The sequence below is a fragment of the Brevundimonas sp. SORGH_AS_0993 genome, from assembly GCF_030818545.1.
Taxonomy (GTDB): Bacteria; Pseudomonadota; Alphaproteobacteria; order Caulobacterales; family Caulobacteraceae; genus Brevundimonas.
This window is the reverse complement of sequence record NZ_JAUTAH010000001.1, coordinates 588,229-612,972: the sequence shown is the minus strand read 5'-3', so window position 1 is coordinate 612,972 and position 24,744 is coordinate 588,229. Positions and strand designations below refer to the sequence as shown.

Genomic DNA, 24,744 nt, shown 5'->3' with positions numbered 1-24,744 from the left:
GATGGCGGAACCGGGGCGTCCCCGCATCCGGGTCTCCAGTCGCGGTCGCAATGGGCGGCGGCGATGAGGGGATTTCAGATGATCAAGTTCGCCAGTCGGCGCGCCCGCCTCTGTTGCGGCGCCGCCACCGCCTTCGTACTGCCTTTCGCCATTCCGCCCGCCTCGGCCCTGGCCCAGACGACGCCGTCCCAGGACGACGCCTCCGTGGTCGACGAGGTCGTGGTCACGGCCCTCAGGCGCGAGACCCGACTTCAGGACACGCCGATCTCGATCACAGCGGTCTCGGGTCAGACGCTCGAAAACATGGGCGCCTCGACCGTTCAGGACATCGTCAGTTCGGTGCCGGGCCTCAACCTCACTGAAGGCCAGACCGGCCAGCGCCGGATATCGGTGCGCGGCGTCCAGAGCGCCGGGGAAAGCACGGTCGGTCTTTATCTGGGCGACACCCCCATCACGGGCCCCAACTCCGCCACCTCCGATCCCAGCAGCATCACGCCGGACCTGAACATGTTCGATGTCAGCCGGGTCGAGGTCCTGCGCGGACCCCAGGGCACGCTCTTCGGGTCGGGCTCGATGAGCGGCACCTTCCGCGTCGTCTTCAACGAGGCTGACGCCTACGACTACGAGGGCGCCGTCGATCTGACCGCCAACACGGTCCGGAGCGGCGGCCAGGGCTACGCCGGGCGCGCCATGGTCAATGTGCCGCTGATGGAAGGCCGCCTGGGCGCCCGTCTGGTCGTCTACGACGAACTGCGCCCAGGCTATGTCGACAATGTGCGCCTGGGCCAGGAGGACATCAACGAGGCGCGCGCCTACGGCGGCCGACTGATGCTGAAGTTCACCCCGACCGAGAGCCTCAAGATCACCAGCCTGCTGACGATCCAGAAGCAGACGGCGAGCGACAACAGCGGCTGGTATCCGGCTCTGGGCGACTACAAGACCGACACCTATACCAAGCTGCCCTTCCCCAACGAATTCCGACTGTTCAACCTGGCGGCCGAGTGGGATCTGGGCTTTGCGACCCTCAACGCCTCGACCTCCTACTACGACTGGGACTCGACCAAATATATCGACGGCAGTCTGTCGGCGCTTCAGGTCCGGGCCGCAGGCACCTACTGCGCCCGCTACAACGGCATCACCGGTGCCTGCAACGCGACCCAACTCGCGGCCTATCGAGCCTATATCGACTCCGTCTTCCCGCTCAGCGGCTATCAGCCGATGATCGTGGAGTCCCGGGTCAACGAGGTCCGGCTGACTTCCAACGCCGACGGACCCCTGACCTGGACAGTGGGCGCCTTCCAGGAAAAACGCGAGGACGAGGCGACCAGCTCAACGGTCGAGGCCGATGCGGCGACCGGCGAGGTCTACTGGCCGATCGTCTACAACTTCTCTCGCTTCGTCGGCGTCGACCTGACCCAGACGGCCTTCTACGGCGAGGCCAGCTATAAGTTCCTCGAACGATTCACCCTGTCGCTCGGCGCCCGCGCCTACGAGTACGAAAAGACCTCCCGCTCCCAGGTCCTGTCGACCAGCTACATCAACGCCTCCGTCGCCGGGCCGTTGAGCACCTACGACAGCAGCGCCGACGGCTGGGTCGGGCGCGCGAACCTCAGCTACGACGTCACTCCCGACGCCATGGTCTACGCACAGTATTCCGAAGGCTTCCGCCCCGGCGGCATCAACAACACCCCAGGGCTGACCCCCGACCTGATCCCCTACACCTCCGACAGTCTGGAGAATTATGAAGTCGGGGCCAAGACCACCTGGTTGGGTGGCAGGCTGACCGCCAACCTCTCAGCCTATCAGATCAAGTGGTCGAACATGCAGATCGCGGCCAGCATTCCGAACTTCAGCTTCATCGCCAATGTCGGGGCCGCCACCATCAAGGGACTGGAGGTCGAACTGGCGGCCCGCCCGATCGCCGGCCTGTCTTTGACGGGGTCCATGGGTTTCGTGGACGGCAAGCTGGATGTCGATCAGACCACCGGCCTGATCGTCGCCGCCGGCAAGGCGGGCGACACCATTCCCAACGAGCCGGACTTCAAGGCGGCCTTCTCGGCGGAATACGTCTGGCCGATCGCCTCGGGCTTCGACGGCCTGGCGCGGCTGGACTACGCCTACACCGGCGAGTCGACCTCCACCTTCCGCCCGACCAGCCCCTACTACGAGACCATGGGGGACTTCGCCAACGTCAATCTCCGCCTGGGGATACAGGGCGAGACCTGGGGTGCCTTCGTCTTCGCCAACAACCTGTTCGACGTCGTGGGCAAGGTGAAGGTGGCGTCCCAAGCGACCTATGAGCAGCAGACCTACAGCATCCCGCCGCGCACCCTCGGCGTGAACGTCCGCCGCCGTTTCTGACCGCGCCTGAACCGGCGTCGCCTGCAGGCGACGCCGGCCTATCTCAACTCTCAGAGGGCTGACCCATGCAAGGCTTCACACGCAAGGACTTTCTCCGCTTCTCGGCCGCCTCCACGGCCGCCGTCTCCGCCGGCCTGGGCAACGCCACGGGCGCCCAGGCTGCTGCCGCGCCCCGACGAACCCAGAGCCGACGGATGCTCGTCAAGGGCGCCGATCTGCTGACCATGGATTCCCGGCTCGGCGAGATGACCGCCACCGACGTCCTGATCGAGAACGGCCAGATCGTCGCCATACAGCCGGGAATCGCCGCCGGCGACGCCGTGGTGATCGACGGGGCCGGGAAGATCCTGATGCCGGGGATGAATGACGGCCATCGTCACGTCTGGGAATGTATCGAGGCCGGACGCCTCGTGAAGACCCATCCGGCCGCCTACAGCACCTACCAGAGCTGGAAGATGAAGGTGATGGCGTGTCTGACGCCGGAAGACCATTACTGGGCCAACCATATCGGCGGGCTGCAGTGCATCGATTCCGGCGTCACCGGGGTGCTGGACTATGCACACGGCCAGCAGGATGAGGCCCGGGCCCTGGCCGCCGCGCGCGGCTTGAAGGATTCGGGCGTCTCGGGCTGGTTCGCCTACCAGGACTCGCACACCATCAACTACGGACCCGGCGACACCTTGCCCCTGGCCGATGCCGCCGCGGGACGCGAGGAGTTCACCACCGATCGGCATTGGCGCACGATCGAGAAGGTGATGTCCGATGTGCTCTCGGACGCCTCGGCCCCGCTGCAGATGGGGGTCGCCATGTCCAACTCCAGCTATGGTCGACCGATTGAACTGATCCGCGACAAGGAGATCGGTCGCGCCCGCAGCCTGGGCCTGAAGCTGATCGCCTGCCATGCGGGTCTGCCCAAGCGCCCGATCCCCGCCGGCTGCTACGGGCATCGCGGGAGCGGTATCGTCGACCTGCACGAGGCCGGGCTTCTGGGGGACGACTACCATGGCTCGCACGGCGCCCAGATCACCGACGAGGAGTTCGCCCTGATGGCGAGCGTCGGCGCGATGCATTGCTCATCCTCGATGGGGGAATTCCCGTACCGCGCCGCGGGGAACGGCCTGTCCAGCCACTGGCGAGCCAGCCGCGCCGGGGTCTCGACCGGCATCGGCATCGATGTCGGCGTCGCCCTGACCGAGGACTACTTTGAACATGTCCGCGCGTCGTTTTGGAGCATGTACCTGTCAGACGAAGGGGCGGCGGAGGCGGCGAAGTACACGTCCGAGGACGTCCTCGATTACGCCACTCGACTGGGCGCGCGCGGCATCAAGAGCGGCGACAAGACCGGAACGATCGCCGTCGGAAAACGGGCCAATCTGGTCTTGCTCTCCACCGGCCGTTTCAACTTCCCCCACATCGGCGGTCTTGCGGATCGGGTGGTCAACTTCGCCCGGATGTCGGACATCGACAGCGTGTGGGTCGCGGGCCGGCTGCTGAAGCATGACGGACAGATGGTCGGCATCGACTGGCCCGCCCTTAAGCGCAGGATGACCGAAATCCAGACCCGGGTCTGGGCCCAGGCCGAGACCATCACCTTCACCTGACGGGCGACTGTGGCCCGATGGTGACGTTCGGCCGAGCGCGAAGCTCCGCGCGCATCTCGCACTTGCGAGATGCGCGCGGTCTGCGACGATCCTATGACAGGGAGCGGTCGGCTTGCAGCGGGCTGTTCCGGGGATCGTGGGGACACGCGGGATGAGCCGCAGAGTCTGGAGGTCAGGCGTGAGGCTCGCCGCCGGCTTGGCGGCTGGGCTCGTCCTTTGCCTTCCGGACAGGAGCCACGCCGAAGTCCGGCACTTCTCCATTCCCGCCCTGCCGACGGCGCGCGCCCTGCCGATCTTCGCCCGCCAGGCGGGGATCCAGGTTCTCGCTCCCTCCGAAGGCCTCGGTCGCGCCCGTTCCCCCGCGCTGAACGGTCCCTTGGACGCACGGGTCGCCCTGGCCCGGCTGATCGACGGCAGCGGACTGGAGGTCGCGTCCGACGATGGACGGATCATTCTCTTGAGACCTGTCTCGGAGAGCCGCGAGCCGCCGGTTCGCCTCGTCGACGGCGAACCGGCCCTGGTGGATGAGGTCGTGGTCACGGCGCTCCGGCGTGAGACAACGGCGTCGCGCACGCCTATTTCCCTGGTTGTGATCGACGCCGACGATCCCGGCGCCTCTGGTCTATCCAGTCTGTCGCAACTCGGCGGTCTGGCCCCGGGGCTGATCCAAACCGAGCTCAATACGGGGCAGCGGCGCCTTTCCCTACGAGGGGTGCAGAGCGCCGGAGAAAATTCCGTCGCCCTCTACATTGGCGACACGCCGGTCTCGGGGCCGAACTCCGCCACCTCCGACCCCAGCAGCATCACCCCCGATCTCAGCCTCTTCGACACGCAGAGGCTTGAAGTCCTCAAGGGCCCTCAGGGCACGCTGTTTGGGTCCGGCGCCATGAGCGGCGCGGTGCGAATATTGTACAACCGGCCTGATCTCGAGAGGTCCGACATCCGGCTTCAGTCGTCCTGGGCCGCCGCGGCTGGAGGGGGATCTGCGGGGTCGGTCGCCGCCCTGGTCAACGCCCCCGTTTCCGACACTTTCGGCGGCCGACTGGCGGTGTGGTCGGAAGGCGTGCCCGGTTACATCGACAACCCGCGCCTGCGCCTCGAAGACGTCAACGCGGCCCGCAAGACCGGCGCGCGCGCCGCCTTGAGGTGGTTGCCCGGAGCCGGCGCCGTCTATGACGCCACGGTGATCGTCCAGGAGCAGAAGGTCGAGGACAGCGCCATCACCGATCCCGCGCTAGGGGGGCGACGGCTCGGTTCCTACGCCCGGCTGCCGTTCCCGAACCGCTTCCGGCTCGGAGCACTGACGGTCGAACAGGCGATGCCGAGCGCGCGCCTGACCGCCAGCCTGTCGCACTATGACTGGCGGGCGACCAAATATATCGACACCAGCCTGTCTGCGCTCACCGCCCGCCGAAACGGTCTTTATTGCCCCCGTTATGTGGGGGTCTCGACTACCTGTGACGCGGATCAACTGGCGGCCTATCAAGCCTATGTGGACTCCATCCTGCCGGTCGTCGGCTATCAGCCGATGGAGGTGAGTTCGACGGTCGCAGAGGCGAGGCTGGATTCCGCGCCCAACCCTCTTTTGAACTGGACGCTCGGCGTCTTCCGCGAGAATCGCCGCGACTATTCCGTCAGCAGCACCGTTCTGGCGACCGTCGAGGGCGGGGTTGCGCGGCCGCTGACCACCGTGTTCACACGCAGCACCGGCGTGGATCTGATCCAGACGGCCCTCTATGGCGAATTCGCTCTATCGCCCTGGTCGAATCTGACCCTGCGCCTGGGCGCGCGTCGATACGAATACGACAAGATTTCCCGGGCCCAGGTTCTTCAGACCAGTTACCTGAACGCCTCGGTTCAGGGCCCCGAAGCGGTGAACCATAATCATGAGTCGGGCTGGGTCCGTCGCGCCACCGCCGCCTATCGGTTCAACGCCCACGCCATGGTTTTCGCGCAGTACGCCGAGGGATTTCGTCCAGGCGGGGCGAACAACACCCCTGGACTGGCCGACGCCTATGTCGCCTATCGGCCGGACGGCGTCCGGAACTTCGAGCTCGGCCTGAAGACCACGGCCGGCAACGGACGCCTCCTGATCGACGCCGCCGTCTTCCAGGTGCTCTGGTCGGACATGCAGGTCGCGGCGCGCATTCCGAACTTCAACTTCATCACCAACGCCGGCGAAGCCGCCATCCGGGGATTCGAGGTGGAAGGCCGACTGGGACTGACATCCAATCTGCGGGTGCGCTGGTCCCTATCCCACACTGATGCAAGACTGACCAAGGCATCGACGTCCACGACGTTCGATGTCGCGGGAAAAGTCGGCGACCGCATACCCTATGAGCCGGATCTGCGAGCTTCAGCTGCTTTGATCGGCACGTTTCGCCTGCCGCGGGACCTTGAACTGAGTCCCCGGATCGAGTTCGTCCACCGGGGATATGCAGGGTCTGTTTTTGATCGCCTGGACCCCTACTACGAACATCTACCCGCCTCCACGCTCGTGAATGCGGGGATTGATCTGAAGAGCGGCGCGGGAGCGCTCGGCCTGCAGATCACCAACGCCCTGAATTCGAACGGGGTGACATGGGCGGCCTCTCGCGCCGAGTATGAGCGCTATGTCGTCGCTTATGCTCCCAGGACGCTACAGCTTACCCTACGCCATATTTTCTAAGCCGCAGCTTGCCCGATGGTGAAGGTGGTATTCCTCTAGATTGGCGCCGACACGACGGGCACCCTATCCAAGTAGGGCCTGCTGACTCAACCTCTCAACATCCTTGAGACTTTCGACCAATGCAACCGTCGGCGGGACGATGAAGGGGACGCCCGCTGCGAAGGTCTGCCGACGTCACCCCGCCATGCCTCCTTGCTGACGCTCTACATCATGACCACCGCGGGACGCTCCATCCATGTATGAGTGATGCCCTACAAGGCCCTAAGATCTGACATTGGCGGCACCGGGAGGGTTCAATCCGGATAAGCGGAATAGCTCCAGCGAGCGCCGGAACCCGGAAGACTGGACACGGCACAGAGTTCGAAACGCCTCCACGAAAGGGAGCCACTTCTCGGATTTAAGTTTTGATTTTCGTAGAAGATTTTCTTCCTAAATCAGAGCAACCCGCAAGGCCGCCTCCAAACGCGACGTCGCTCGGCGGGCTCATCCACAGGTTTTCAGCGGATTGTCGGATTGACCCGCCTGCTGAGACCGCGGCTGGGAAATGTCCCCAAGCGTCGCGCCAGCAGTCAGTCCGTCCCGCCGTTCCGGACGCCCTGCGTTCCCTGAGGTTTCGCCCCTCTTGCGTCGGCGGCCTCCATCATCGCCAGAGAGTTTGCGGCTCTCTTCCTCACTGTGCGCAGCGATCTCCTATGGCTTCGGTCACGCTCCCTCAGCCGCCAGCCATCTGGCGACTCCGCCGCGCCGCCCATCCGCATGGTCATACGCGCATGAACCTCGGGATAGACGACGTGCACAGCAGTTCCTAGAGGCACGCTCAGGGCTGGGCCGTTTCCCCGGCGGGACCGGCCAGGATGACCTCCAGGGCCAGGCCGGTCGCCTGTTTCGACATTTCGACCCAGACCTCGGCCCAAGCCTCGTTCTCCGGTGCCTCTAATGTGGCGAAGGCCACATCATTGATCTGTCTGCGGGCCCGGCATGAGGTGCGAACCCAGATCGTAGCGCCAAGTCCGGAACATGTTATCGGCCCGGCCTAGCGACACCGTCCAAGAAGACTTCGGCGAATGTGTCCAGGCCTTCGAACACAAACTCAATCACCTGCGCGACGTCGTTCCAGTGCGGCACCGTGAAAGCCGAGCGCAACTCCCATTCGCGATCGCGCACCCGGGCGGCGTCGGCTTCGTTGCGCTTTTCGAACGGGTGCTTCAAGCGACCGGCGGCGACGAGCACCTCATACACATCGCCCGGGGCGGAAATATTCATCCAGCCTGTGGCCGACTTCGACGGTTCCCGCTCGCCCGGATCGACGTCGTGAATCGGCGTTCGCCCGATCCCCGTCGGCCACGAAATAGTTGTGTCCGGCGTTTGTTTGATCCCATGGTTTGATGGTGTGTTTCGTTGGAATGGAAGGATGCCTTATGGGACAGGTTCGTCACGAGAGCGCCACGACCACGCACGCCGTCCGAGCAGCAATAAAGCGATCGCAGGCTTCGCTCTCGACGTTGAGCCGGGAGTTGGGGATCAACCCCAAGACGGTGGCGAAGTGGCGCAAGCGGACTTCGGTCGAAGATATGAAAACCGGGCCGCGGGAGCTGCGCTCGACCGTTCTGAGCGAAGCCGAGGAGCGATGGTGGTCGCGTTCCGGCGGCATACGCTCTTGCCGCTGGACGATTGCCTTTACGCCCTTCAGCCTTCCATTCCGCATCTCACCCGGTCAGCGCTGCACCGCTGCCTTCAGCGCCACTACATCTCGCGCCTGCCCGATATCGAAGGCGACAAGCCCAAACGGCAGCGCTTCAAGCGTTATCCGATTGGCTTCTTCCACATGGATATCGCCGAGGTTCAGACTGCGGAGGGCAAGCTCTATCTGTCGTCGCCATCGATCGAACCAGCAAGTTCGCCGTCACCCAACTGATCGACAAGGCCGACAGACGAACAGCGTGGCAGTTCCTGGAGTACCTGCTGCGGGCCGTGCCGTATAGGATCCACACAATCCTGACGGACAACGGCATCCAGTTCGCCGAGCAGCCCCGCAACCGCAACACCGCTTTACTCTCGTCAGATGCGCTTCGACATGATCTGCGACGCCAACGGCATAGAGCACCGGCTGACCAAGCCGAACCACCCGTGGACCAATGGCCAGGTCGAACGGATGAACCGCACCATCAAGGACGCCACCGTCAAGCGCTTCCATTACGACAGCCACGATCAACTGCGCACCCACCTCGCCGACTTTATGGCCGCTTACAACTTCGCCCGCAGGCTCAAGACCCTCAGCGGCCTCACACCCTACGAATACATCGCCAAAATCTGGACTCCAGAACCAGAGCGATTCATCCTCGATCCGATCCACCAGATGCCGGGACTGAACACCTAGACCGGCCCAGCGTAGCTGGCAGTCGCACGGGGCGATGCTGTTCAACACCTGGCCCTGCGCATCACGCACCATGATCGTCGGCGCATCGCCGGCGGTCTCTACGCCGCGCTGGATCGAATTAATCGAAACGATGCGCTGTACCGTCGGATCCAGCGCCAGGCCGCCATACGGGTGAAGCGTCTGGGGGGCGTCCGCCGCAACTGAAGTGGAGGCCAGCAGGCCAGCGGCGACAAGGGACACGAACATCGAAACGGCTCCGAAAGGACGATCTTGAACAGAGCCGGACAGAGGCGAACCGACAACTACAACACAAGCGCTCCGGTCAGATCCCCCGGCGGTGGACCGCCGCCGGCGATCATCGCCTGCTCGCGCTGCACCAGGCCGGGCAGAGTCTCCAGGTCGAACCGGCGGATCACGAAACGGGCGATCGAGCCCGTGTCGTAAAGGGTGTGATCGACCGCGCCACGGCGCGCGAAAGGCGAAACGATCAGGGCCGGGATGCGGCTGCCGGGGCCCCAACGGTCGCCTTTGGGCGGAGCGACGTGATCCCACCAGCCGCCGTTCTCGTCGAAGGTGACGACGATCAGCATCCGCGCCCATTGGGGGCTGTTTCGCAAGGCGTCGATTACGCGGGCGATATGTCGGTCGCCGGCGTCCACATCGGAATAGCCGGCGTGCATGTTGAGGTCGCCCTGGGGCTTGTAGAAACTGACGGACGGCAGACGACCGGCCTCGGCGTCGGCCAGGAAATGGTTGGTGCGCGCGGTGTCGCCGACGCCGCCGTCCTTCAAGTGCGCGCTCCGTTCGTCCGTGTCGGGCGCAAAGCGCGCAAAATAGTTCAGCGGCTGGTGATGCGGCTGAAAATTGGGCCTGGTGGGGAAGTCCCCGTTGGTTCCTTGTCCGGCCAGGGCCAGAGCCCAGCCGCCGGCGTACCAGGCCCAGGCGATCCCCTTGTCCGACAGCCGGTCGCCGATGGTGGCGTGGGTCTGTGGCGGCAGGGTGTGTGCGCTGGTCCAGTCGGCGTAGCCCGGCCGCGCCTTGTCCAGCTCATAGGTAGGCGCATAGGGCGGGGTCAGGGTATTCACCGCCCAAAAGTCGGGGGTGAGCGAACTCGGCACGAACTTCGGAGGGCCATCCAGGGCGCTAGCGGGCGAATCCGCCTTCAGACGAAGGCGAATTCCGGCGAGGTCGTCGCCCTCGACCCTGGCGATCCTGCCCTTCGCCGGGCTGTGGTCTGCGTCCGGATAGAAGGGCGGCCGGGCGGCCACGAGATACTGATGATTCAGGAAGGAGCCGCCGAAGGCTCCCATGAAGAAGTTGTCGCACAGGGTGAACTCGCGCGCGATCGACCACAGGCGCAGATTGGCCGCGCCGTCGGCGTAGCGGCCCATGACCAGAGCGCCGGAATCCCCCCAGGCGACGAAACCGTCGTTGCGCCCGCCGTTGATCTGCAACTGGTTCTGGTAGAAGGCGTGAACCAGATCGCGGGTCACGATGCCGTGGGGCAGCGGATCGCCCTCGGGCGTTTGCAGGGCGAAGGGGCCGTTGGCGATCTCAGGCAACTCGTCGGGCCCGATCTTCCAGGTGCGATGCTCGACTACCTGGCTGTCGGGAACCAGGCCTTCCCAGATTTTCGGCAGACGCGGCAGGATGCGACCGTCACGGTCCCGTTGCAGCAGGCGCTCCGCCGGCTCTGCGGACAAGGGCCGCTCCAGGCCGGGGAAGTCGGCGAACAGATTGTTGAAGCTGCGGTTCTCCGCATAGATCACCACCACCGTGTCGATGGCCTCGCGCAGGCGCGCGTCGGCGGCCGGTCCCGAGCCAAGCCCTGGGTTGGGCGCTGGGCCGGTCATGGACGAGGCTGCGGCGGCCCTTTCTCCCTGGACCGCCGCCGCACCGGCGACGAGCGCCAGGCCGCCGAGCAGCCGGCGGCGGTCGGGACTCCTGGGATCGTCGGCGTCGGGCTTGAGGCTCATGTCTCTCTCGTCCGCCTCAGCCGGCGGTTCGGTTGTTGTCGTCGCGATGGCTGTCGGGCAGGCGACGGTCAGGGTCCACGGTGGCGGACACCACCGCCCCATGGCCCGCGAAACGGAAGGCGTGGCTTGCACGCTGAAGCCAGGTCTCGACCGGAATTCTCTGGTCGATCTGCGAACCGTCTGCGAAGACGACCCTCAACATCGCCGGCAGCACGAGCTTGTCCCGGTTTTCGACCACCACGTCCGCGCCCTTGGCGGGATCGCCGTCGATAGGCGTGATCGCCGTGACCGCCAAATCGTGCTTCCAGTTATTCAGATACCAACCGCGCCAGAACCACGACATATCCTCGCCGCCTGCGCTCTCCATCGACCGGAAGAAGTCGCTCGGCTTGGGGTGTTTGAAGGCCCAGTCGGCGATGAATTTGCGGAAGGCCGGGTCGAACCGTTCGGGACCCAGAATGTCCTCGCGCAGCAGGGTCAGGCCGAAGGCGGATTTGAAGTAGGTTACTGGGTGCCGGTATTTTTCCTGGATGGCGTCGGCGCGCGTCATGACCGTCGGCGCGGCCGCGTCTTCCAGAAGGGCGGCGATCTGCTCTGCCGGAGTTCCTTGCCCCGGCGCATATTCTCCGTCGCGCTTGGGCCCATAGACGCCGCCCTCGAAGGCGTCGGATTCATAGACGTCGATGAAGGTGTTGAACCCTTCGTCCATCCAGGCGTCGCGGCGCTCGTCGAAACCGACGATCATCGGGAACCAACTGTGGCCGATCTCGTGGGCAGTGATCCAGAACAGGGTCTTGCCCTCGTCCTCCACCCCGTCGAAAACGATGCCCGGATATTCCATCCCCGCCGCCGGTCCGGCGACGTTGATCGCATTGGGCCAAGGATAGGGATACCAGGTCGAGAAGGTCTCGACCGCGTGTTTCAGATATTCGGTGGAGCGGCCCCAGCGGCCCGGGCCCACGCTCTCGATCGGATAGACCGACTGGGCCAGCGCTGTCTTGCCGCTCGGCAGATTGATGCGCGCGGCGTCCCAAACGAAGGCGCGCGAGGCGCTGAAGGCCACGTCGCGGGTGTTCTTCATGTGAAAGCGCCAGGTCTTGGTCGCTTGGCCCGCAGGCGCGGCCGACACCTCCTCCGGCGTTCGGATCATCACGGTGCGGTCGCTGGCGTGGGCCTGGGCCAGACGGCGACGCTGTTCGGCATCCAGCACCTGATCGGGATTGGTCAGTTCGCCGGAACCCGCCACCACCATGTCGGCCGGAACCGTCACGGTGTAATCGAAATCGCCGTACTCCAGATAGAATTCGTTGGCCAGGAACGGCAACGTGTCCCACCCCCGCACGTCGTCGTAGACGGCCAGGCGCGGATACCATTGAGCGATGCTGAAAATGTCGCCGTTGGCGCTGGACATCCAGCCGGTGCGGCCGCCGAATTCGTCGGACGGCACGACATAGCCATAAGTCACCCGCACTTCGACCTGACCGCCCTTGGGCGACAGGGCCGTCGGCAGGGTCACGCGCATGCGCGTGTCGTCGATCAGCGGTTGGACCTTAACCCAGCCGCCGTCCTGTTTCACCTCGACCCGCTCAATCCGGTAGCCATCGGTGGAACCGCGTCGTGGACGGGCCGAAAAGGCGACCGCTCGCGCATCGGTGCGATAAAGGTTCTGGTCCAGTTGCAGCCACAGCACGTCCAGAACGTCGGGGCTGTTGTTGGTGTAGCGGATGACCGCCTGGCCGTTCAGGACGCGGCTGACAGGATCGAGGCGGGCGTCGATCGAATAGTCGACCCTGTTCTGCCAATAGGCCGCGCCGGGTGCGCCGGAGCCCGACCGATAGGCGTTCGCCGGCGTCGGCAGGGTCAGGGGCGCGAACGTCTCCAGCGGCCGAAAGCCGTCATTCGCCTGGGCGAGCGCGGGGGTGGACGCAAGACTGACGGCCAAGGCGCCGAGCGCGAAGGTCAGACGCATGAAGGTCTCCACAATAGGCGCATGGGCGCGCACCGCCATCGCGGAGCGATCATTCGATGCGCTGAACGATGCGACCTTCTGCCGCATCCATGACGAAGAACAACCCCTTTTCGCCATTGTCCGCGAGTTGGAGCACGCCCGAGACCTCGACCAGGTGATAGCCGGCGGCGATGGGTCGGCGTAGGCGCACCTCGACGATTTCGTTCGGTTCGGCCGGTGGATGGAAGAAGCAGACCGGGGTGTAGGGCGAGATCAGGAAGTGGGCGGTCCGGTCGTCCGCCTCCAGCGGCAACATATAGCCGCGCAGGGTGAGCCGACGCCCCGCCAGGGCCCGAACCTCGGCCGGATGGGAGGCGTGGTAGAGCTGGGACTTCTCGTCGATCGATATCCGCGTCTTGCGCAGAATCGCCCAGATCGGACCGTCGGCGGTAGGCAGGTTACGCTGTGCGGCGCGTTCGGCCTTGACCTCGTCATCGAAACCGCCGACGGCCTGAGAGGCCATGGGACCGCCGCCCTGGTCGCCGCTTGTGGTTTGCGCCCACGTCCGGTCGAGCTCCGCCGGATCCGTCATCTGCAGACGGCCTTCCATGTCTGCATCGGGTTCAGCATCCAACGCCGCCTTCGTCTGATCCGCAGTCGGCTCCCCCTCCCCTCCTGCAACCGAGGTTTGAGGCGCCCTCTTTGTTGAGGAGGCCGCGGCGGAAACGTCTGGGGTGGCGGACCTTTCCGCGCCACGATCACCGCACGCCGCCAAAAGCAGCAGTACGACGAGGGCGGCGACGAGCCGTGTCATCGGCCGGACCGCATCAGCTCTGACGGCGCTCCGGTTCATCGATTTTCCGACCATGGCCCCTAGCTTCGGAAAGAAATGTTACTATATAACGTATATAGCTTAGCAGGGAGGCGAAACCATGGCGATACACAGGACCGGCGATGCGATGGGGATCAGTCTTTCGGGACTGTGCATGGTCCACTGTCTTGCCCTGCCGCTGTTGGTCTCTCTGTTTCCCCTGGCAGGCGCCTGGGCCGAGGCGCCGTGGGTGCACTGGGTCTTCGCCTTTATGGCCGGCCCCCTGGCCGCCTATGTGTTGAGCCGGCCCGATACTGCGGGGCGGCGCGATTGGCTCCTGATCGCCGCCGGCGCGCTTGGCGTGGCGCTGCTCTTTTTCGCCGCCGCCGAGTTGCCGACGCACGAAGCCGAGACGCCGATGACGGTCGCCGGGGGCCTGATCCTGGCCGGCGCCCATATCGTCAACTGGCGCAAGCGGAACCACGCCCACTAATCGGCGGCGGCCCGATGGCTTTGCGTCAATGAATAGCCATAATTCGTAATAATATAACGTTACACGTTTCTGTAGCCTCGCTGCTCTCGATCGATGATGACGCCTCCTATATGGTCCCTTGCGCTTGTCCTGGGTGCGGCCTTGTCGGCTGCGCCCGCGGCGGCGCGAAACCAGCCATTCAAAGCCATGACGCTCGGCGGACTTTCGGTGAGCGCCGACAGCCTAGGCGGCGCACCGGCTGTGGTTCTGCTATGGCGCAGCGATTGCGGCGCCTGTCTGGTCGAGTTGGACGGATTGGCTGGCCTCCGGACGGCGACGAGGAACGGGCGCCTGATCGCCCTGGCGCTGGAGGATCGCGCCTCCGCGGGAGCCGCAGTCCGAGCGCGCGGCTATCCCGAGGCCGCCGTATGGACATCGCCGGAAGCGCCGGCGGCGGTGTTGACCCGCCTGGGCGGCGCCCCGCCCCGGCTGCCGCTCGCAGTCGCGCTTAGGCCGGACGGGCGAATCTGCGCCGTCCATCACGGCATTCTTGGAGCCGACCGCGCCCGAAGGTGGATTCAGCAATGCTTATGACACGCGATCTGGCGGTCGGTCGAAACGGCGTAGCCGTCGCAACACCAGGCGATCTGCAGGTGGACGCCGGGGACAGCCTGTTGCTGCTCGGCCCCTCCGGCTCCGGCAAATCGACGCTTCTTTTCACGCTCGCCGGCCTCTTGACGCCCATCGCCGGCGAAGTCCTCCTGGATGGTGGTCCGTTCAGCATCCTGCCGGCCGGCCGACGTGATCGCGTGCGGGGCGAGCGACTGGGTCTGGTCTTCCAGGACGTCCACCTTCTGGCCGGCCTCAGCGTGTTGGACAATGTCTTGCTGGCCCCCTTCGCCGCAGGCGCCGCCCAGAACCCGGAGCGCGCCAGGACCCTGGTGGAGGAACTGGGACTCGGCTGGGCGCTGCGACGTCCTGCCGAGACGCTTAGCCGGGGCGAGGCCCAGCGGATCGCCATCGCCCGCGCCATGTTGATGAACCCTTCGGTGATCCTGGCCGACGAACCGACCGCCAGCCTGGACGACGACAACGCCGCGACCGTGGCGAGTCTCCTCCGGCGCGCCGCCGATGAAGCCGGCGCGGCCCTGGTCATCGCCACCCATGATCAACGCCTGAAGTCCGCCTTTCCCCGGCAAGTCCATCTGGCGGCGCGTCGGTCGGAGGCCGCATGACCCTGTTCAAACTGCTCGCCGCCTTCATCCGTCGTCGACCCGTCACATGGGGCTTCTATGCGGCGGTGCTGGCCATCGCCGTCTCCGTCACCGCTTCGGTCCTGCTGCTCGAACAAGCCGCCGGCGACCGGCTCCGGCGCGATCTTGGCGGGATCGATCTGGTGATCGGCGCGAAGGGCAGCCCGCTGCAACTGGTGATGTCGACCGTCTTCCAGGTCGATGCGCCGACTGGCAACATCGCCTTGGCCAAGGCGCAGCGGTTCGCCGCCAATCCCATGGTCCGCCAGGCCATTCCGATCTCCATGGGCGACAGTGTCGGCGGCCTGCGCATTGTCGGCAGCACCCTGGACTATCCGGCCCTCTATCAAGCGCGGTTGAGCGCGGGCGATTGGTGGTCGAAGCCGATGCAGGCGGTGCTCGGCGCTACGGCGGCCGAGCGCTTGAAGTTGAAGGTCGGCGACACCTTCGTGGGCGAACACGGCCTGATGGAGGGCGGCGAAAAGCACAGCGCCTCGCCCTATCGCGTCGTAGGAGTCCTGGCGGCGACGGGGGCCGTGGTCGATCGGCTAGTGCTGACCGACTATCGTAGCATCTGGGAGGTGCATGCCCACCATCATCACCACGACGGGGGCGCAGCCGGCCAGGTCGATCAAGACGGGGACCAAGACGAGGCCGAGGACGCCAAGAAAGGGCCGGAGATCACCGCGCTTCTGGTTCGCTATCGTTCGCCGCTCGGCGCCGTTATCCTGCCGAACCAGGTCAAGGCCACGCCCGATCTTCAACCCGCCTCCCCCGCGCTGGAGGCCGCCCGACTGAATCAGATCGCCGGGGCGGGCGCCGACGCGATCCAGCGACTGGGCATAGCGCTGCTTGGCTTCTCGCTGGTCGGATTCGTGGTCGCCCTGACGGCCGCCGTCCTGGCGCGGCGGCGCGAGCTGGCCCTGCTGCGCGCCCTCGGCGCCCGACCGTCGCTGCTGATCGCCCTGACCGCGCTTGAAGGCGTCCTGCTGGGCCTGGTCGGCGGTCTTCTCGGCCTGGCGGCGGCGCGGGTCGCCGTCCATCTGATCGCCGCCAGCGCCTCCGCCTACGCCCTGCCCATCCCCCCCATCGGCATGACCGACGCCGTGCTGATGGGGCTGTCAATCCTTCTTGGCCTTTTGGGCAGTCTCGGTCCCGCCGTCGCAGCGGCGCGGACCAATGTTCCCAACGTTCTTGGAGGGGCCTGAGCATGTCCCTTTTCCTGTCGCGTCGCGCCTGCCTCATGGGCGCCTTGGGCGCCGGCGTGTTCGCGAGTCGTCCGGCCCAAGCCCAGTTCTTCGGTCAGCCCGCCGACCACACGCAGGTGCTCAGCCCGGACCCGATGTGGACGCGCTTCGCCGCGACGCCGATCCAGCTGGACCGGCGCACAGGCGCCTACACCGCTACGTTCCGTCCGGATGTCACCTCGCTCGCGGGCAGGACGCTGAAGATTCTGGGCTTCATGCTGCCCTTGGAGGCGGGACGGACCACGACCCACTTCGGGCTGATGCGCAAGAACCACCAGTGCGACTTTTGCCCGCCCAGCCTGCCGACGGAAGCCATCGAGGTGCGGTTGCTGCACCCGCGTCAGAACACCACCGATCTGATCGAGGTTTCCGGCGTCCTCAGCCTGCACGCCAGTAGCGATGCGGGATTCTTTTTTCAGATCGGCCGAGCGACCGCGGCCTGAGCATGAGGCGCCGCCGTCCTTTTCGGGTTTCCTTGCGCACCATCGACGTCACAAGATAACGCACGGGACGTTCAGGGGAGGATCGCTTTGTCGCTTTTTAAAATTCCGGCCGTCATGAACGGCCTCGTCATGGCTGCTGTCATTACAGCCAGCACGACCGCCTCGGCCCAGCAGACGCCGGCGCCCCTCGCCGAGGCGGCCACGGCGTCGCAGAGCGAAATCCCCGACAGCTTCCGTCCGGCGACGCCCGACTACAACTATGTTCGCCGGGAAGTGATGATCCCCATGCGCGACGGGGTGCGGCTGCACACCGTCATCATCATCCCGAAAGGGCTGAGCGATGCGCCGATCATTCTGAATCGAACGCCCTACGACGCCAGCAGAGTCACCAGCGGCGCCAACAGCACCCATGCGGAGATGCTGGTGCGCCAAGGCTTCGCCACCCTGCTTCAGAACGGCTACATCCTGGTCTCGCAGGACGTGCGCGGCAAGTACGGCTCGGAGGGCGACTATGTGATGAACCGGCCGATCGCGGGACCGCTCAACACCACCGGGATCGACCACGCCACCGACGCCTACGACACCATCGAATGGCTGGTCCACAACGTGCCGGAAACCAACGGCCGCGTCGCCACCATGGGCAATTCCTATGACGGCTTCACCGTCACCCAGAGCCTGATCAATCCCCACCCGGCGTTGAAGGCCGCCGTGCCCATGATGGCCATGGTCGACGGCTGGATGGGCGACGACTGGTTCCACAACGGCGCCTTCCGCTGGCTGGGCGCGATCAACTATTCCCTGGGCCAGGAAGGCGGGCGGTCCGGCGGGCCGGCCTGGCCGAAATCCTGTTACGACGACTATGTCTGTGCGCTTCGATCCGGGTCCGCCGCCGAGCTGGCGGAACGGATGGGCGTCGACCAGACCGGCTTCTGGAAACAGGTGCTGCGTCACCCTTCGTATGACGGCTGGTGGCAGGCCCAGGCCGTCGACAAGATCCTGGCGAAACAGCCGTTGAAGGTGCCGACCCTGTGGGTCGACGGCCTGTGGGACCAGGAGGATATCTACGGCACGATCGCCGCCTATCGCGCCACCGAGGCAAAGGATGTCAACAATGACATGAACTTCCTGGTCGCCGGTCCCTGGATGCATGGCGGCGCCTATCGCGACACCGGGGCCAATATCGGCCCGGTCCCGTTCGACAGTTCGACCTCGCTCTATTTCCAGCGCCATATCCTGCTGCCCTTCCTGGACGCCCACCTGAAGACGACCGGCGCGCCCGCGCACATCGCGCCGGTCAGCCTGTTCGAATCCGGCGTCAACGAATGGCGCTTCCTGACGTCCTGGCCGACCGACGCGCCGACGCGCCGCCTCTATCTCCAGGCCGGCGGCGGTCTGGCCTTCCAACCGCCCGCCAGCGGGGCCAAGGCGTTCGACGAATACACGTCCGATCCCGCCCATCCGGTCCCCTACATCCCCCGTCCGGTCCGCGACGATGCCTGGCGGACGTGGCTGGCCAGCGACCAGCGCCCCTACAGCGACCGCGCCGACGTCGTCACCTATGTTTCGGAGCCCCTGACCGAACCTGTGCGGATCTCGGGCAATCCGCAGGTCCATTTGTTCGCCTCGACGACCGGCACGGACTCCGACTGGGTCGTCAAGCTGATCGACGTCTATCCGGACGAATATTATCTTCAGCCCGAGATGGGTGGCTATCAGTTGGCGGTGTCGATGGACATCTTCCGCGGCCGCTATCGCGAAAGCCTCAGCACGCCCAAGGCGATCACGCCGAACCGGCCGCTGGAATACAAATGGGCCCTGCCGGCGGCCAGCCACACCTTCCTTCCGGGGCACCGGATCATGGTGCAGGTGCAATCCAGCTGGTTCCCGCTGTACGACCGCAATCCCCAGACCTTCGTGCCGAACATCATGTTCGCCAAACCCGAGGATTATCGCCGTGCGACGCAGCGCGTCTATCACGACGGCGATACGGCGACGTTCATCGAACTGCCCGTCGCCTCTTCAACCGCCGCCGATCCGCGGCCGTAAGGCTGCAGATCGCCTGTCCGAGCCCGACCCGTAGAGTCGCCCCTGTCACCTCCAGGGCGAACGCGCCCAATGGAGGTTCGCCTGAGCGTCGGCTGTCAGGGTCAGGCCCTTATCGCCTGGACCCGACCAACCGGACGGCCTCTGGACAGATCTGCAAATGACAGCAGTTTTACGCTGGACGCCCCTTTTGCGCGGCTGCGCGTAGGGCGTCCAGCGCCTGAACGGAGCCTCAGAAGGCGTAGCTCAGCGTCGCGAATATCTGACGGGGCGCCGAGGCGTGGAACACCACGACGCTGCCCGTCGCATCGTCCGGCGCGAAGACGCTGCCGTCGAAGTTGGAGGCATAGCGTTTGTTGGTCAGATTAGTGACGTTCACCGCGAACTTCACCCCGGTCGCGCCGACTTCGCTCAGGTCATAGTTGAGGCCCAGATCGAAGGTCGTATAGCCGCCGAAGCCCTGGTCGTTGGTATAGGTGTAGAAGCGCTCGCCCGTGTATTTGCCCATCAGCGAGCCCGAGAAGCCGTGCCAGTTCACCGTCACCACGCTGGACAGCATTTCCCTGGGCGTATCGACCTGCTGCTTGCCGGCCGTCGCCTTGACCACGCAGGTCGTGGTGCACCAGTTCAGATCGTCGTCATAGGTCGTCTTGCTGTACGAGGCCGAGTTGTACCAGTTGAACCAGGGGGTCGGCTTCCACAGCACGCCCAGTTCGACGCCCGTGCTGGTCACGCTGCCGGCGTTGTGGAAGGAGTTGCCGCAGCCGGGGTTCTGCTGCTGGTTGGTCGGGCACGGATTGTACTGCAGCAGGCGGTCGTCGAACTTGACCCGGTAGGCCGCCAGGGCCACCTGAAGCGGGCCGCTGATGTAGCGATAGCCGGCGTCGAAGCTCTTGGACGTCTCGGGCTTCAGATACTGGCCTTGCAGGTCCCAGATCGTCTGCGACACCGATTGCGGCCCCAGTTTGAAGCCGCCCTGGAACATGGCCATGTTCTCGGCGTAGCTGGCGTACAGTTCATGACCCTCGGCGACCTGCCAGTGGACGCCGATTTCCGGCAGGAAGTTGTCCTTGGCCGTCAGACTGCCGCTGGCGAACTGGCTGGAGCTGGGCGGCGGGGCCAGGGCGACGCCGTCCACGGCCCGGGCGTCCGACTTGGCGTAGGTGCTCTTGAAGCCGAAATCGACCGTCACCGCATCGTTCAGCAGCGACAGCGTGTCCTGAACATAGAACTGGCGCGTCTCCCAATCCGTTTCCTGGACCCACTGGGCGCGGGCCGGCTGGCCGTCCAGATAGTGCGCCAGGCTGAAGGGGCCGGTGACGTCGGTGCGGATGTAGCGCGCCGCGCTGGAGGTGTTCTCATCGAACCAGAACCCGGCCTGGACGTGATGCGGCCCGAAGGTCCAGCTCAATCCGCCCACCACGCCCGAGCGGTCGATGGTGTAGCGGGTGTCGCGGATCTGCACCGGCACGTCGTCGGCCGTGGTCGTCGTGCCCTGGGTGGACCAGCCGGTGATGAAGTTGTTGCCCGCGCCCTTGTTCGTGTGGCGATAGACCTTGGCCTCGACCTTCAGGTCGTCAGTCAGATCGTATTCGCCCGCCAGATAATAGAGGTCGTCGTTGCGCAGGATCTGACCATTGGTGAAGGTCACGTCCGAATTCTTCTGGGGCGAGGGCGCCGCGACGCAGTTGGCCGTCGCCGTCGGATTGCTCACGCCGCAATATGCGACGCCCAGATACGACTGCCAGTCGGGCGCATAGCCGGCCCAGTCCCAGCCCAGGCCGGTTCAGCATGTCCTTGGACAGATAGGCGTCGTCCGCCTGATTGGTGCGCGACAGATCGGCGAAGGCGGTGACGGCGCCGCGGTCGAAGCGGTACATGGCCTTGCCGTTGAACTGCCGGCCCCAGGAGGTCTTGTAGTCGCCCTGGTTCACGAACAGGTCCTGTTCGCTGTACTGGCCGGACACATAGGCCGAGAAGCCGTCATGCTCGCCCGTGTCCACCCGCAGGAAGCTGCGCCTGGACGCCTCGCTGCCGAAGCCCTGGCTGGCCGCCAGGCCGAACGAACGGCTGGGATTGCGCGAAGTGTAAATCAGGGCGCCGCCCAGATTGCTGGTCGACGGAATGGCCAGACCGGCGATGCCGGTCGCCAGGTCGGCGCGGCCCAGGTTCTCGGAGATCAGCGCGCGGCTGATGGTCAGGCCGTTGTAGTTGTTATAGGCGCCGTCGCCCAACGGCACGCCGTCCAGCGTATAGCCCAGGTGGGTCGTGTTGAACCCGCGCACCTGCAGGGTCAGCGACTGCTCGTTCACCCCCAGGGCGTCGATCGACTGGGCGCTGACGCCAGGCAGGAAGTTCAGCGCCTTCTGGACGCTGGTTCCCGGCGGCAGGGTCTCCAGGTTCGCCGGCGTAAGCGTCGAGACCGAACGGGTTTGGCCCGATCCGATCACCACGATCTCATCCAGTTGATCGACTGAAGATTTCCGCGCGACCTGATCGGCCGTGGAATCGACGACGGCGGTCTGGGCCAAGGCCGCTCCTGCCCATCCCGTCATGGCCGTGCCGACCAGCAGACTTGTGATACTCAAACGCTTGAAATGTGACGTCATGACGCAGACCCCTCTGATTAGGGGCCCGCGTCTAAGCCGTTCCGGCCACGCTAAGGCTAAGCTTTGATTACAACTTCAAGACAAGAGCCGGGCGCTCGGGTTCGGGTACGTCCCTGATATGCAAGAGGGACTGAAGGGCTTGACGGGATGATCTGCGGGGTCATGCCCGACAGTCTTGGCGGCGGTTCTTGCCGCCTTGCTCACGGATACGCCTTGCAGAGGAAGAAACGGCGGTCTGCCTTGCTGGAGGCGCTCGCGTTGGCGCATTCGCCCCGTCCCCCGGACAGGAGACGGGGCGGTTCAGACTCAGAAACTATAGCGGAGGCCGACGCCATAGGTCGCCGGCGCACCGACCAGTCGAGCTGCGCCGTTGAGTTCGGGGAAATAGACCGCGTCGGTGAGGTTCCGTCCGTAAGCATAGACGGTCCAGTTGGCGGCCGTCTGCAGGTCGAGGCGAGCGTTCACAAGCGTATAGGCCTCTGCGGTGTTGGCCGGCGTCGCATTAAGGCGGTTCGACTCTTCCCCGTGATGCGACACCGACAGCCGCGAGTTCAGCCGCCAGCCGTTGGCGAACGTCAGTGCGTGGTTCAGCGCCGCCGTCGCCGTGACGTCCGGCGCGCCCGGCAGGGGATCACCGACTGTGGACAAGACATCGGCGACGCGGGCCGAGCTGAAGGACAGGATCTCGGTGTCCAGGAAGGCCGCCGCCAGGTCGAAGTCCAGACTCTGGTTCGCCGTCTCGAAGACGACGGCGTTCAGCGCGAACTCCAGGCCCTTGCTTTCGGCCTCGCCCACATTGGCGCGGCCATTGGTGTCGTTGGCCAGCCGCGTCGTCGCCTGCAGTTCCTTGAAGCGATAGAAGAAGGCGTCCAACGACAGACGCAGGCGCGGCGAGGCCCAGCGCACGCCCGTCTCATAGGCGACGACCGTCTCCGAATCGAAGGGCAGGGTCTCGGCCTGGGTGAAGATCGAAGTGCCGTCGAACCCGCCCCCGCGATAGCCGGTCCCGGCCGAAACGAAGGCGTTCAGATTGGGGGTGAAGATGTACTTCGCCGTGACCCGACCGGAGACATTGTCGTCTTCGAACGTGCGATCCCAGATGAAGGGATTGGTCGTCGCAAAGGTGGTCGTGAAGGTGGAGATTCCCCACGGGTTCAAGTCGTCGTTGCGACCGCTGAACGTCGCTTCGTCGCGGGTGTAGCGCAGGCCGCCCGAAAGAGTCAGCCTGTCCGTCAGATCGTAATCGACCTGGCCGAACAGGGCGAAGCTGTTGCGGCTCTGCTTGTGAAGATTGTCGTACTTCGTCCGGGCGGTGTAGCTGGTCCAGTGGGTGTCGAAGTCGATGTCGTCGGCCACATAGAAGGCGCCCGCGATCCAGTCCACGCGACCGCCGGTTTCGTCGCCCAGGCGAACCTCCAGCGACTGCTGGTTTAGGGTCTCGTCGGCGTCGAAGCGTGACGCCGGATAGGGCGAACCATCGCCATTGCCCTGGACCGACCGGGTCGTGCCCTGGCTGTTGCCGATCACGGTCAGGTTCAGATTGTCGGCCAGACGGTGCGTCAGGATGGCCGATGCGCCATAGATGTCGATCCTCTGGGTCGGGTACTCCGAGGAGTAGAATTCGTAAGGATCATCGTTCTCCCCAGCGTTGGCGATACTGGTGTCCAGGGCGTTGGAGATACGGTCGTACTGGCGCGTGTCGCCGTGATCGCGGCTGCCGAACAGTTTCAGCGTTAGCCGGGTTTCGGGAGCGACGACTAGGGCCACCGTGGCGCGACCGGCGACCAGATTCTTGTCACCGAAACCTTCGCGCCGGCCCGGATCGACGATGGGCGGAACCTGGGTCTGGGTCACGCCGCCGATGATAGGACGAAAGCCCGCCAGCTTGCCGGCTCCCGCCCCTGTCATGAAGCCGCCGCCCTGCTCGGCAAGGACCGCCAGGCGAACGCCGACCTTGTCGTTGAGCGGCCCGCCGACCGCGCTTTCGACGGCGACATAGTCATAGCTGCCGATCTCGAAGCGTCCCGCGCCCTGGGCGGTGTCGCCCGGCCCCTTGGTGATCACATTGATGACCCCGGCCGTCGTGTTGCGACCATACAGCGTGCCTTGCGGCCCCTTCAGGATCTCGATCCGATCCAGGTCGAACAGGGGCATGCCGAGATAGGCGTTGGAGGTCTGATAAACGCCGTCGATGTGCAGGGCGACCGACGGATTGCCATTGGGTTTATAGTCGTCGGCGCCGCCGATGCCGCGGATGCTGATGAGGCCGTAGTTCGTGCCCCCGAAAGCGTAGTTGATCGACACCCCAGGCGTCTCGTCCACAAGGCCGGTGATGCTGTCGACGCCTCGACGCGCCGCGTCGGCCCCGTCGATGACGCTGACGGCCAAGGGCACGTCCTGAAGGCGCTGACTGCGCTTCTGGGCCGTAACGATCACCTCCTCGAGGGTGGCGGCGTCGGCGACTTGGCTTGCGCCCTGCGAAATAGAAAAGGTCCGTTCCCCGACCTGGGTGGCGACAAGGCCGGAGCCCGCAAGCATCTGACGCAGGGCCTCGGCCGGCGGCATCAGGCCGGCCACGCGGTTGGCCTGTTTGCCCCGAACCAACTCGGGGGAAAAGACCACCTGCACGTCGGCCGCACTGGCGAAGCGCGTCAGGGCGGTCTCCAGCCCCTGGCTGTCGATCGCAAAGGCGACCGCCCGCGAGGTTGCGGCCTGGGCCAAGGCGGGCGAGGTTGCGGCCAGGACGGCGAGGGCACCGCAGGTCATCAGGCCCGTTCGAAGCCCTCCTCTGAGGCCCCCGCTCAGACGCTGTCCCAAGCCGCGCGGAATCGAGAAGGATTTGGTCATGGATCGCCCCTGAATGATCGGACCGGCCCTCAGCCGGCTCGCTTTCAGGAACGGAAGCCCGCGTGCGAATCCCCACTCCGTCTTTGAA

General features: G+C 65.3%; 16 protein-coding genes and 1 pseudogene. 9 read left to right on the top strand and 8 right to left on the bottom strand.

Going from position 1 to position 24,744, the window contains the following annotated elements:
* The first annotated feature begins 78 nt into the window (after positions 1–78).
* From QE389_RS03100 to QE389_RS03090, 3 genes are all read left to right on the top strand, one after another.
* The gene (locus QE389_RS03100) at positions 79–2,361 is read left to right on the top strand and encodes a TonB-dependent receptor (RefSeq protein WP_307364566.1); all 2,283 of its coding nucleotides are present in this window, start codon (positions 79–81) and stop codon (positions 2,359–2,361) included.
* Between the two features lie 65 nt (positions 2,362–2,426).
* Entirely contained in the window at positions 2,427–3,962 is a 1,536-nt protein-coding gene (locus tag QE389_RS03095; protein ID WP_307364564.1) for an amidohydrolase family protein, read from the top strand.
* Positions 3,963–4,140: 178 nt separating this feature from the next.
* Positions 4,141–6,630: a TonB-dependent receptor gene (locus tag QE389_RS03090; protein WP_307364561.1), complete on the top strand. Its 2,490-nt coding sequence runs from the start codon at positions 4,141–4,143 to the stop codon at positions 6,628–6,630.
* Between the two features lie 817 nt (positions 6,631–7,447).
* Here QE389_RS03090 and QE389_RS03085 read toward each other — a convergent pair.
* Together QE389_RS03085 and QE389_RS03080 are read right to left on the bottom strand one after the other, a co-directional pair.
* Positions 7,448–7,582: a hypothetical protein gene (locus QE389_RS03085; RefSeq protein ID WP_307364559.1), complete on the bottom strand. Its 135-nt coding sequence runs from the start codon at positions 7,580–7,582 to the stop codon at positions 7,448–7,450.
* Between the two features lie 68 nt (positions 7,583–7,650).
* Positions 7,651–7,893, bottom strand: coding sequence for a hypothetical protein (locus QE389_RS03080; protein WP_307364557.1), 243 nt, complete (start codon positions 7,891–7,893; stop codon positions 7,651–7,653).
* A gap of 155 nt (positions 7,894–8,048) precedes the next feature.
* Here QE389_RS03080 and QE389_RS03075 point away from each other — a divergent pair.
* A pseudogene (locus QE389_RS03075) lies at positions 8,049–9,007 on the top strand (IS481 family transposase).
* Positions 9,008–9,309: 302 nt separating this feature from the next.
* Here the strand turns inward: QE389_RS03075 and acpA are convergent.
* The 3 genes from acpA to QE389_RS03060 are packed head-to-tail and all read right to left on the bottom strand — an operon-like array spanning position 9,310 to position 13,784.
* Positions 9,310–10,983, bottom strand: a complete 1,674-nt coding sequence (gene acpA, locus QE389_RS03070; protein WP_307364555.1) for an acid phosphatase — start codon at positions 10,981–10,983, stop codon at positions 9,310–9,312.
* Between the two features lie 16 nt (positions 10,984–10,999).
* The gene (locus tag QE389_RS03065) at positions 11,000–12,952 is read right to left on the bottom strand and encodes a M1 family metallopeptidase (protein ID WP_307364552.1); all 1,953 of its coding nucleotides are present in this window, start codon (positions 12,950–12,952) and stop codon (positions 11,000–11,002) included.
* Between the two features lie 49 nt (positions 12,953–13,001).
* On the bottom strand, positions 13,002–13,784 hold the full coding sequence (locus QE389_RS03060) for a DUF3299 domain-containing protein (protein ID WP_307364551.1): 783 nt from the start codon (positions 13,782–13,784) through the stop codon (positions 13,002–13,004).
* A 79-nt stretch (positions 13,785–13,863) separates the two neighbouring features.
* Here QE389_RS03060 and QE389_RS03055 point away from each other — a divergent pair, with 79 nt between their 5' ends.
* From QE389_RS03055 to QE389_RS03035, 5 genes are all read left to right on the top strand, one after another.
* Positions 13,864–14,235: a MerC domain-containing protein gene (locus QE389_RS03055; protein WP_307364549.1), complete on the top strand. Its 372-nt coding sequence runs from the start codon at positions 13,864–13,866 to the stop codon at positions 14,233–14,235.
* A 563-nt stretch (positions 14,236–14,798) separates the two neighbouring features.
* Positions 14,799–15,449 (top strand): ABC transporter ATP-binding protein, encoded by a 651-nt coding sequence (locus QE389_RS03050; protein ID WP_307364547.1) that lies wholly within the window; start codon positions 14,799–14,801, stop codon positions 15,447–15,449.
* The gene (locus QE389_RS03045) at positions 15,446–16,675 is read left to right on the top strand and encodes an ABC transporter permease (RefSeq protein ID WP_307364545.1); all 1,230 of its coding nucleotides are present in this window, start codon (positions 15,446–15,448) and stop codon (positions 16,673–16,675) included. The genes QE389_RS03050 and QE389_RS03045 overlap by 4 nt, the downstream gene beginning before the upstream one ends.
* Before the next feature lie 2 nt (positions 16,676–16,677).
* Positions 16,678–17,157, top strand: a complete 480-nt coding sequence (locus QE389_RS03040; RefSeq protein ID WP_307364543.1) for a hypothetical protein — start codon at positions 16,678–16,680, stop codon at positions 17,155–17,157.
* Positions 17,158–17,286: 129 nt separating this feature from the next.
* The gene (locus tag QE389_RS03035; RefSeq protein ID WP_307364541.1) at positions 17,287–19,203 is read left to right on the top strand and encodes a CocE/NonD family hydrolase; all 1,917 of its coding nucleotides are present in this window, start codon (positions 17,287–17,289) and stop codon (positions 19,201–19,203) included.
* Between the two features lie 229 nt (positions 19,204–19,432).
* Here the strand turns inward: QE389_RS03035 and QE389_RS03030 are convergent, their stop codons facing one another.
* The 3 genes from QE389_RS03030 to QE389_RS03020 form a co-directional block, all read right to left on the bottom strand.
* Positions 19,433–20,851 carry a TonB-dependent receptor gene (locus QE389_RS03030; RefSeq protein WP_307364540.1) on the bottom strand — a complete coding sequence of 473 codons (1,419 nt, stop codon included), beginning with the start codon at positions 20,849–20,851 and terminating at the stop codon, positions 19,433–19,435.
* Positions 20,778–21,731: a TonB-dependent receptor plug domain-containing protein gene (locus QE389_RS03025; RefSeq protein WP_307364538.1), complete on the bottom strand. Its 954-nt coding sequence runs from the start codon at positions 21,729–21,731 to the stop codon at positions 20,778–20,780. Before QE389_RS03025 ends, QE389_RS03030 begins: the two co-directional genes overlap by 74 nt.
* Before the next feature lie 384 nt (positions 21,732–22,115).
* Positions 22,116–24,575: a TonB-dependent receptor gene (locus QE389_RS03020; protein ID WP_307364536.1), complete on the bottom strand. Its 2,460-nt coding sequence runs from the start codon at positions 24,573–24,575 to the stop codon at positions 22,116–22,118.
* Positions 24,576–24,744: the final 169 nt, after the last annotated feature.

What these genes read in the sequence shown, in the direction of transcription:
- QE389_RS03100 (WP_307364566.1), top strand. Translation starts at nt 79, where the DNA reads ATGATCAAGTTCGCCAGTCGGCGCGCCCGCCTCTGTTGCGGCGCCGCC.
- QE389_RS03095 (WP_307364564.1), top strand. Translation starts at nt 2,427, where the DNA reads ATGCAAGGCTTCACACGCAAGGACTTTCTCCGCTTCTCGGCCGCCTCC.
- QE389_RS03080 (WP_307364557.1), bottom strand. Translation starts at nt 7,893, where the DNA reads ATGAATATTTCCGCCCCGGGCGATGTGTATGAGGTGCTCGTCGCCGCC.
- acpA (WP_307364555.1), bottom strand. Translation starts at nt 10,983, where the DNA reads ATGAGCCTCAAGCCCGACGCCGACGATCCCAGGAGTCCCGACCGCCGC.
- QE389_RS03065 (WP_307364552.1), bottom strand. Translation starts at nt 12,952, where the DNA reads ATGCGTCTGACCTTCGCGCTCGGCGCCTTGGCCGTCAGTCTTGCGTCC.
- QE389_RS03060 (WP_307364551.1), bottom strand. Translation starts at nt 13,784, where the DNA reads ATGAACCGGAGCGCCGTCAGAGCTGATGCGGTCCGGCCGATGACACGG.
- QE389_RS03055 (WP_307364549.1), top strand. Translation starts at nt 13,864, where the DNA reads ATGGCGATACACAGGACCGGCGATGCGATGGGGATCAGTCTTTCGGGA.
- QE389_RS03050 (WP_307364547.1), top strand. Translation starts at nt 14,799, where the DNA reads ATGCTTATGACACGCGATCTGGCGGTCGGTCGAAACGGCGTAGCCGTC.
- QE389_RS03045 (WP_307364545.1), top strand. Translation starts at nt 15,446, where the DNA reads ATGACCCTGTTCAAACTGCTCGCCGCCTTCATCCGTCGTCGACCCGTC.
- QE389_RS03040 (WP_307364543.1), top strand. Translation starts at nt 16,678, where the DNA reads ATGTCCCTTTTCCTGTCGCGTCGCGCCTGCCTCATGGGCGCCTTGGGC.
- QE389_RS03035 (WP_307364541.1), top strand. Translation starts at nt 17,287, where the DNA reads ATGGCTGCTGTCATTACAGCCAGCACGACCGCCTCGGCCCAGCAGACG.
- QE389_RS03020 (WP_307364536.1), bottom strand. Translation starts at nt 24,575, where the DNA reads ATGACCTGCGGTGCCCTCGCCGTCCTGGCCGCAACCTCGCCCGCCTTG.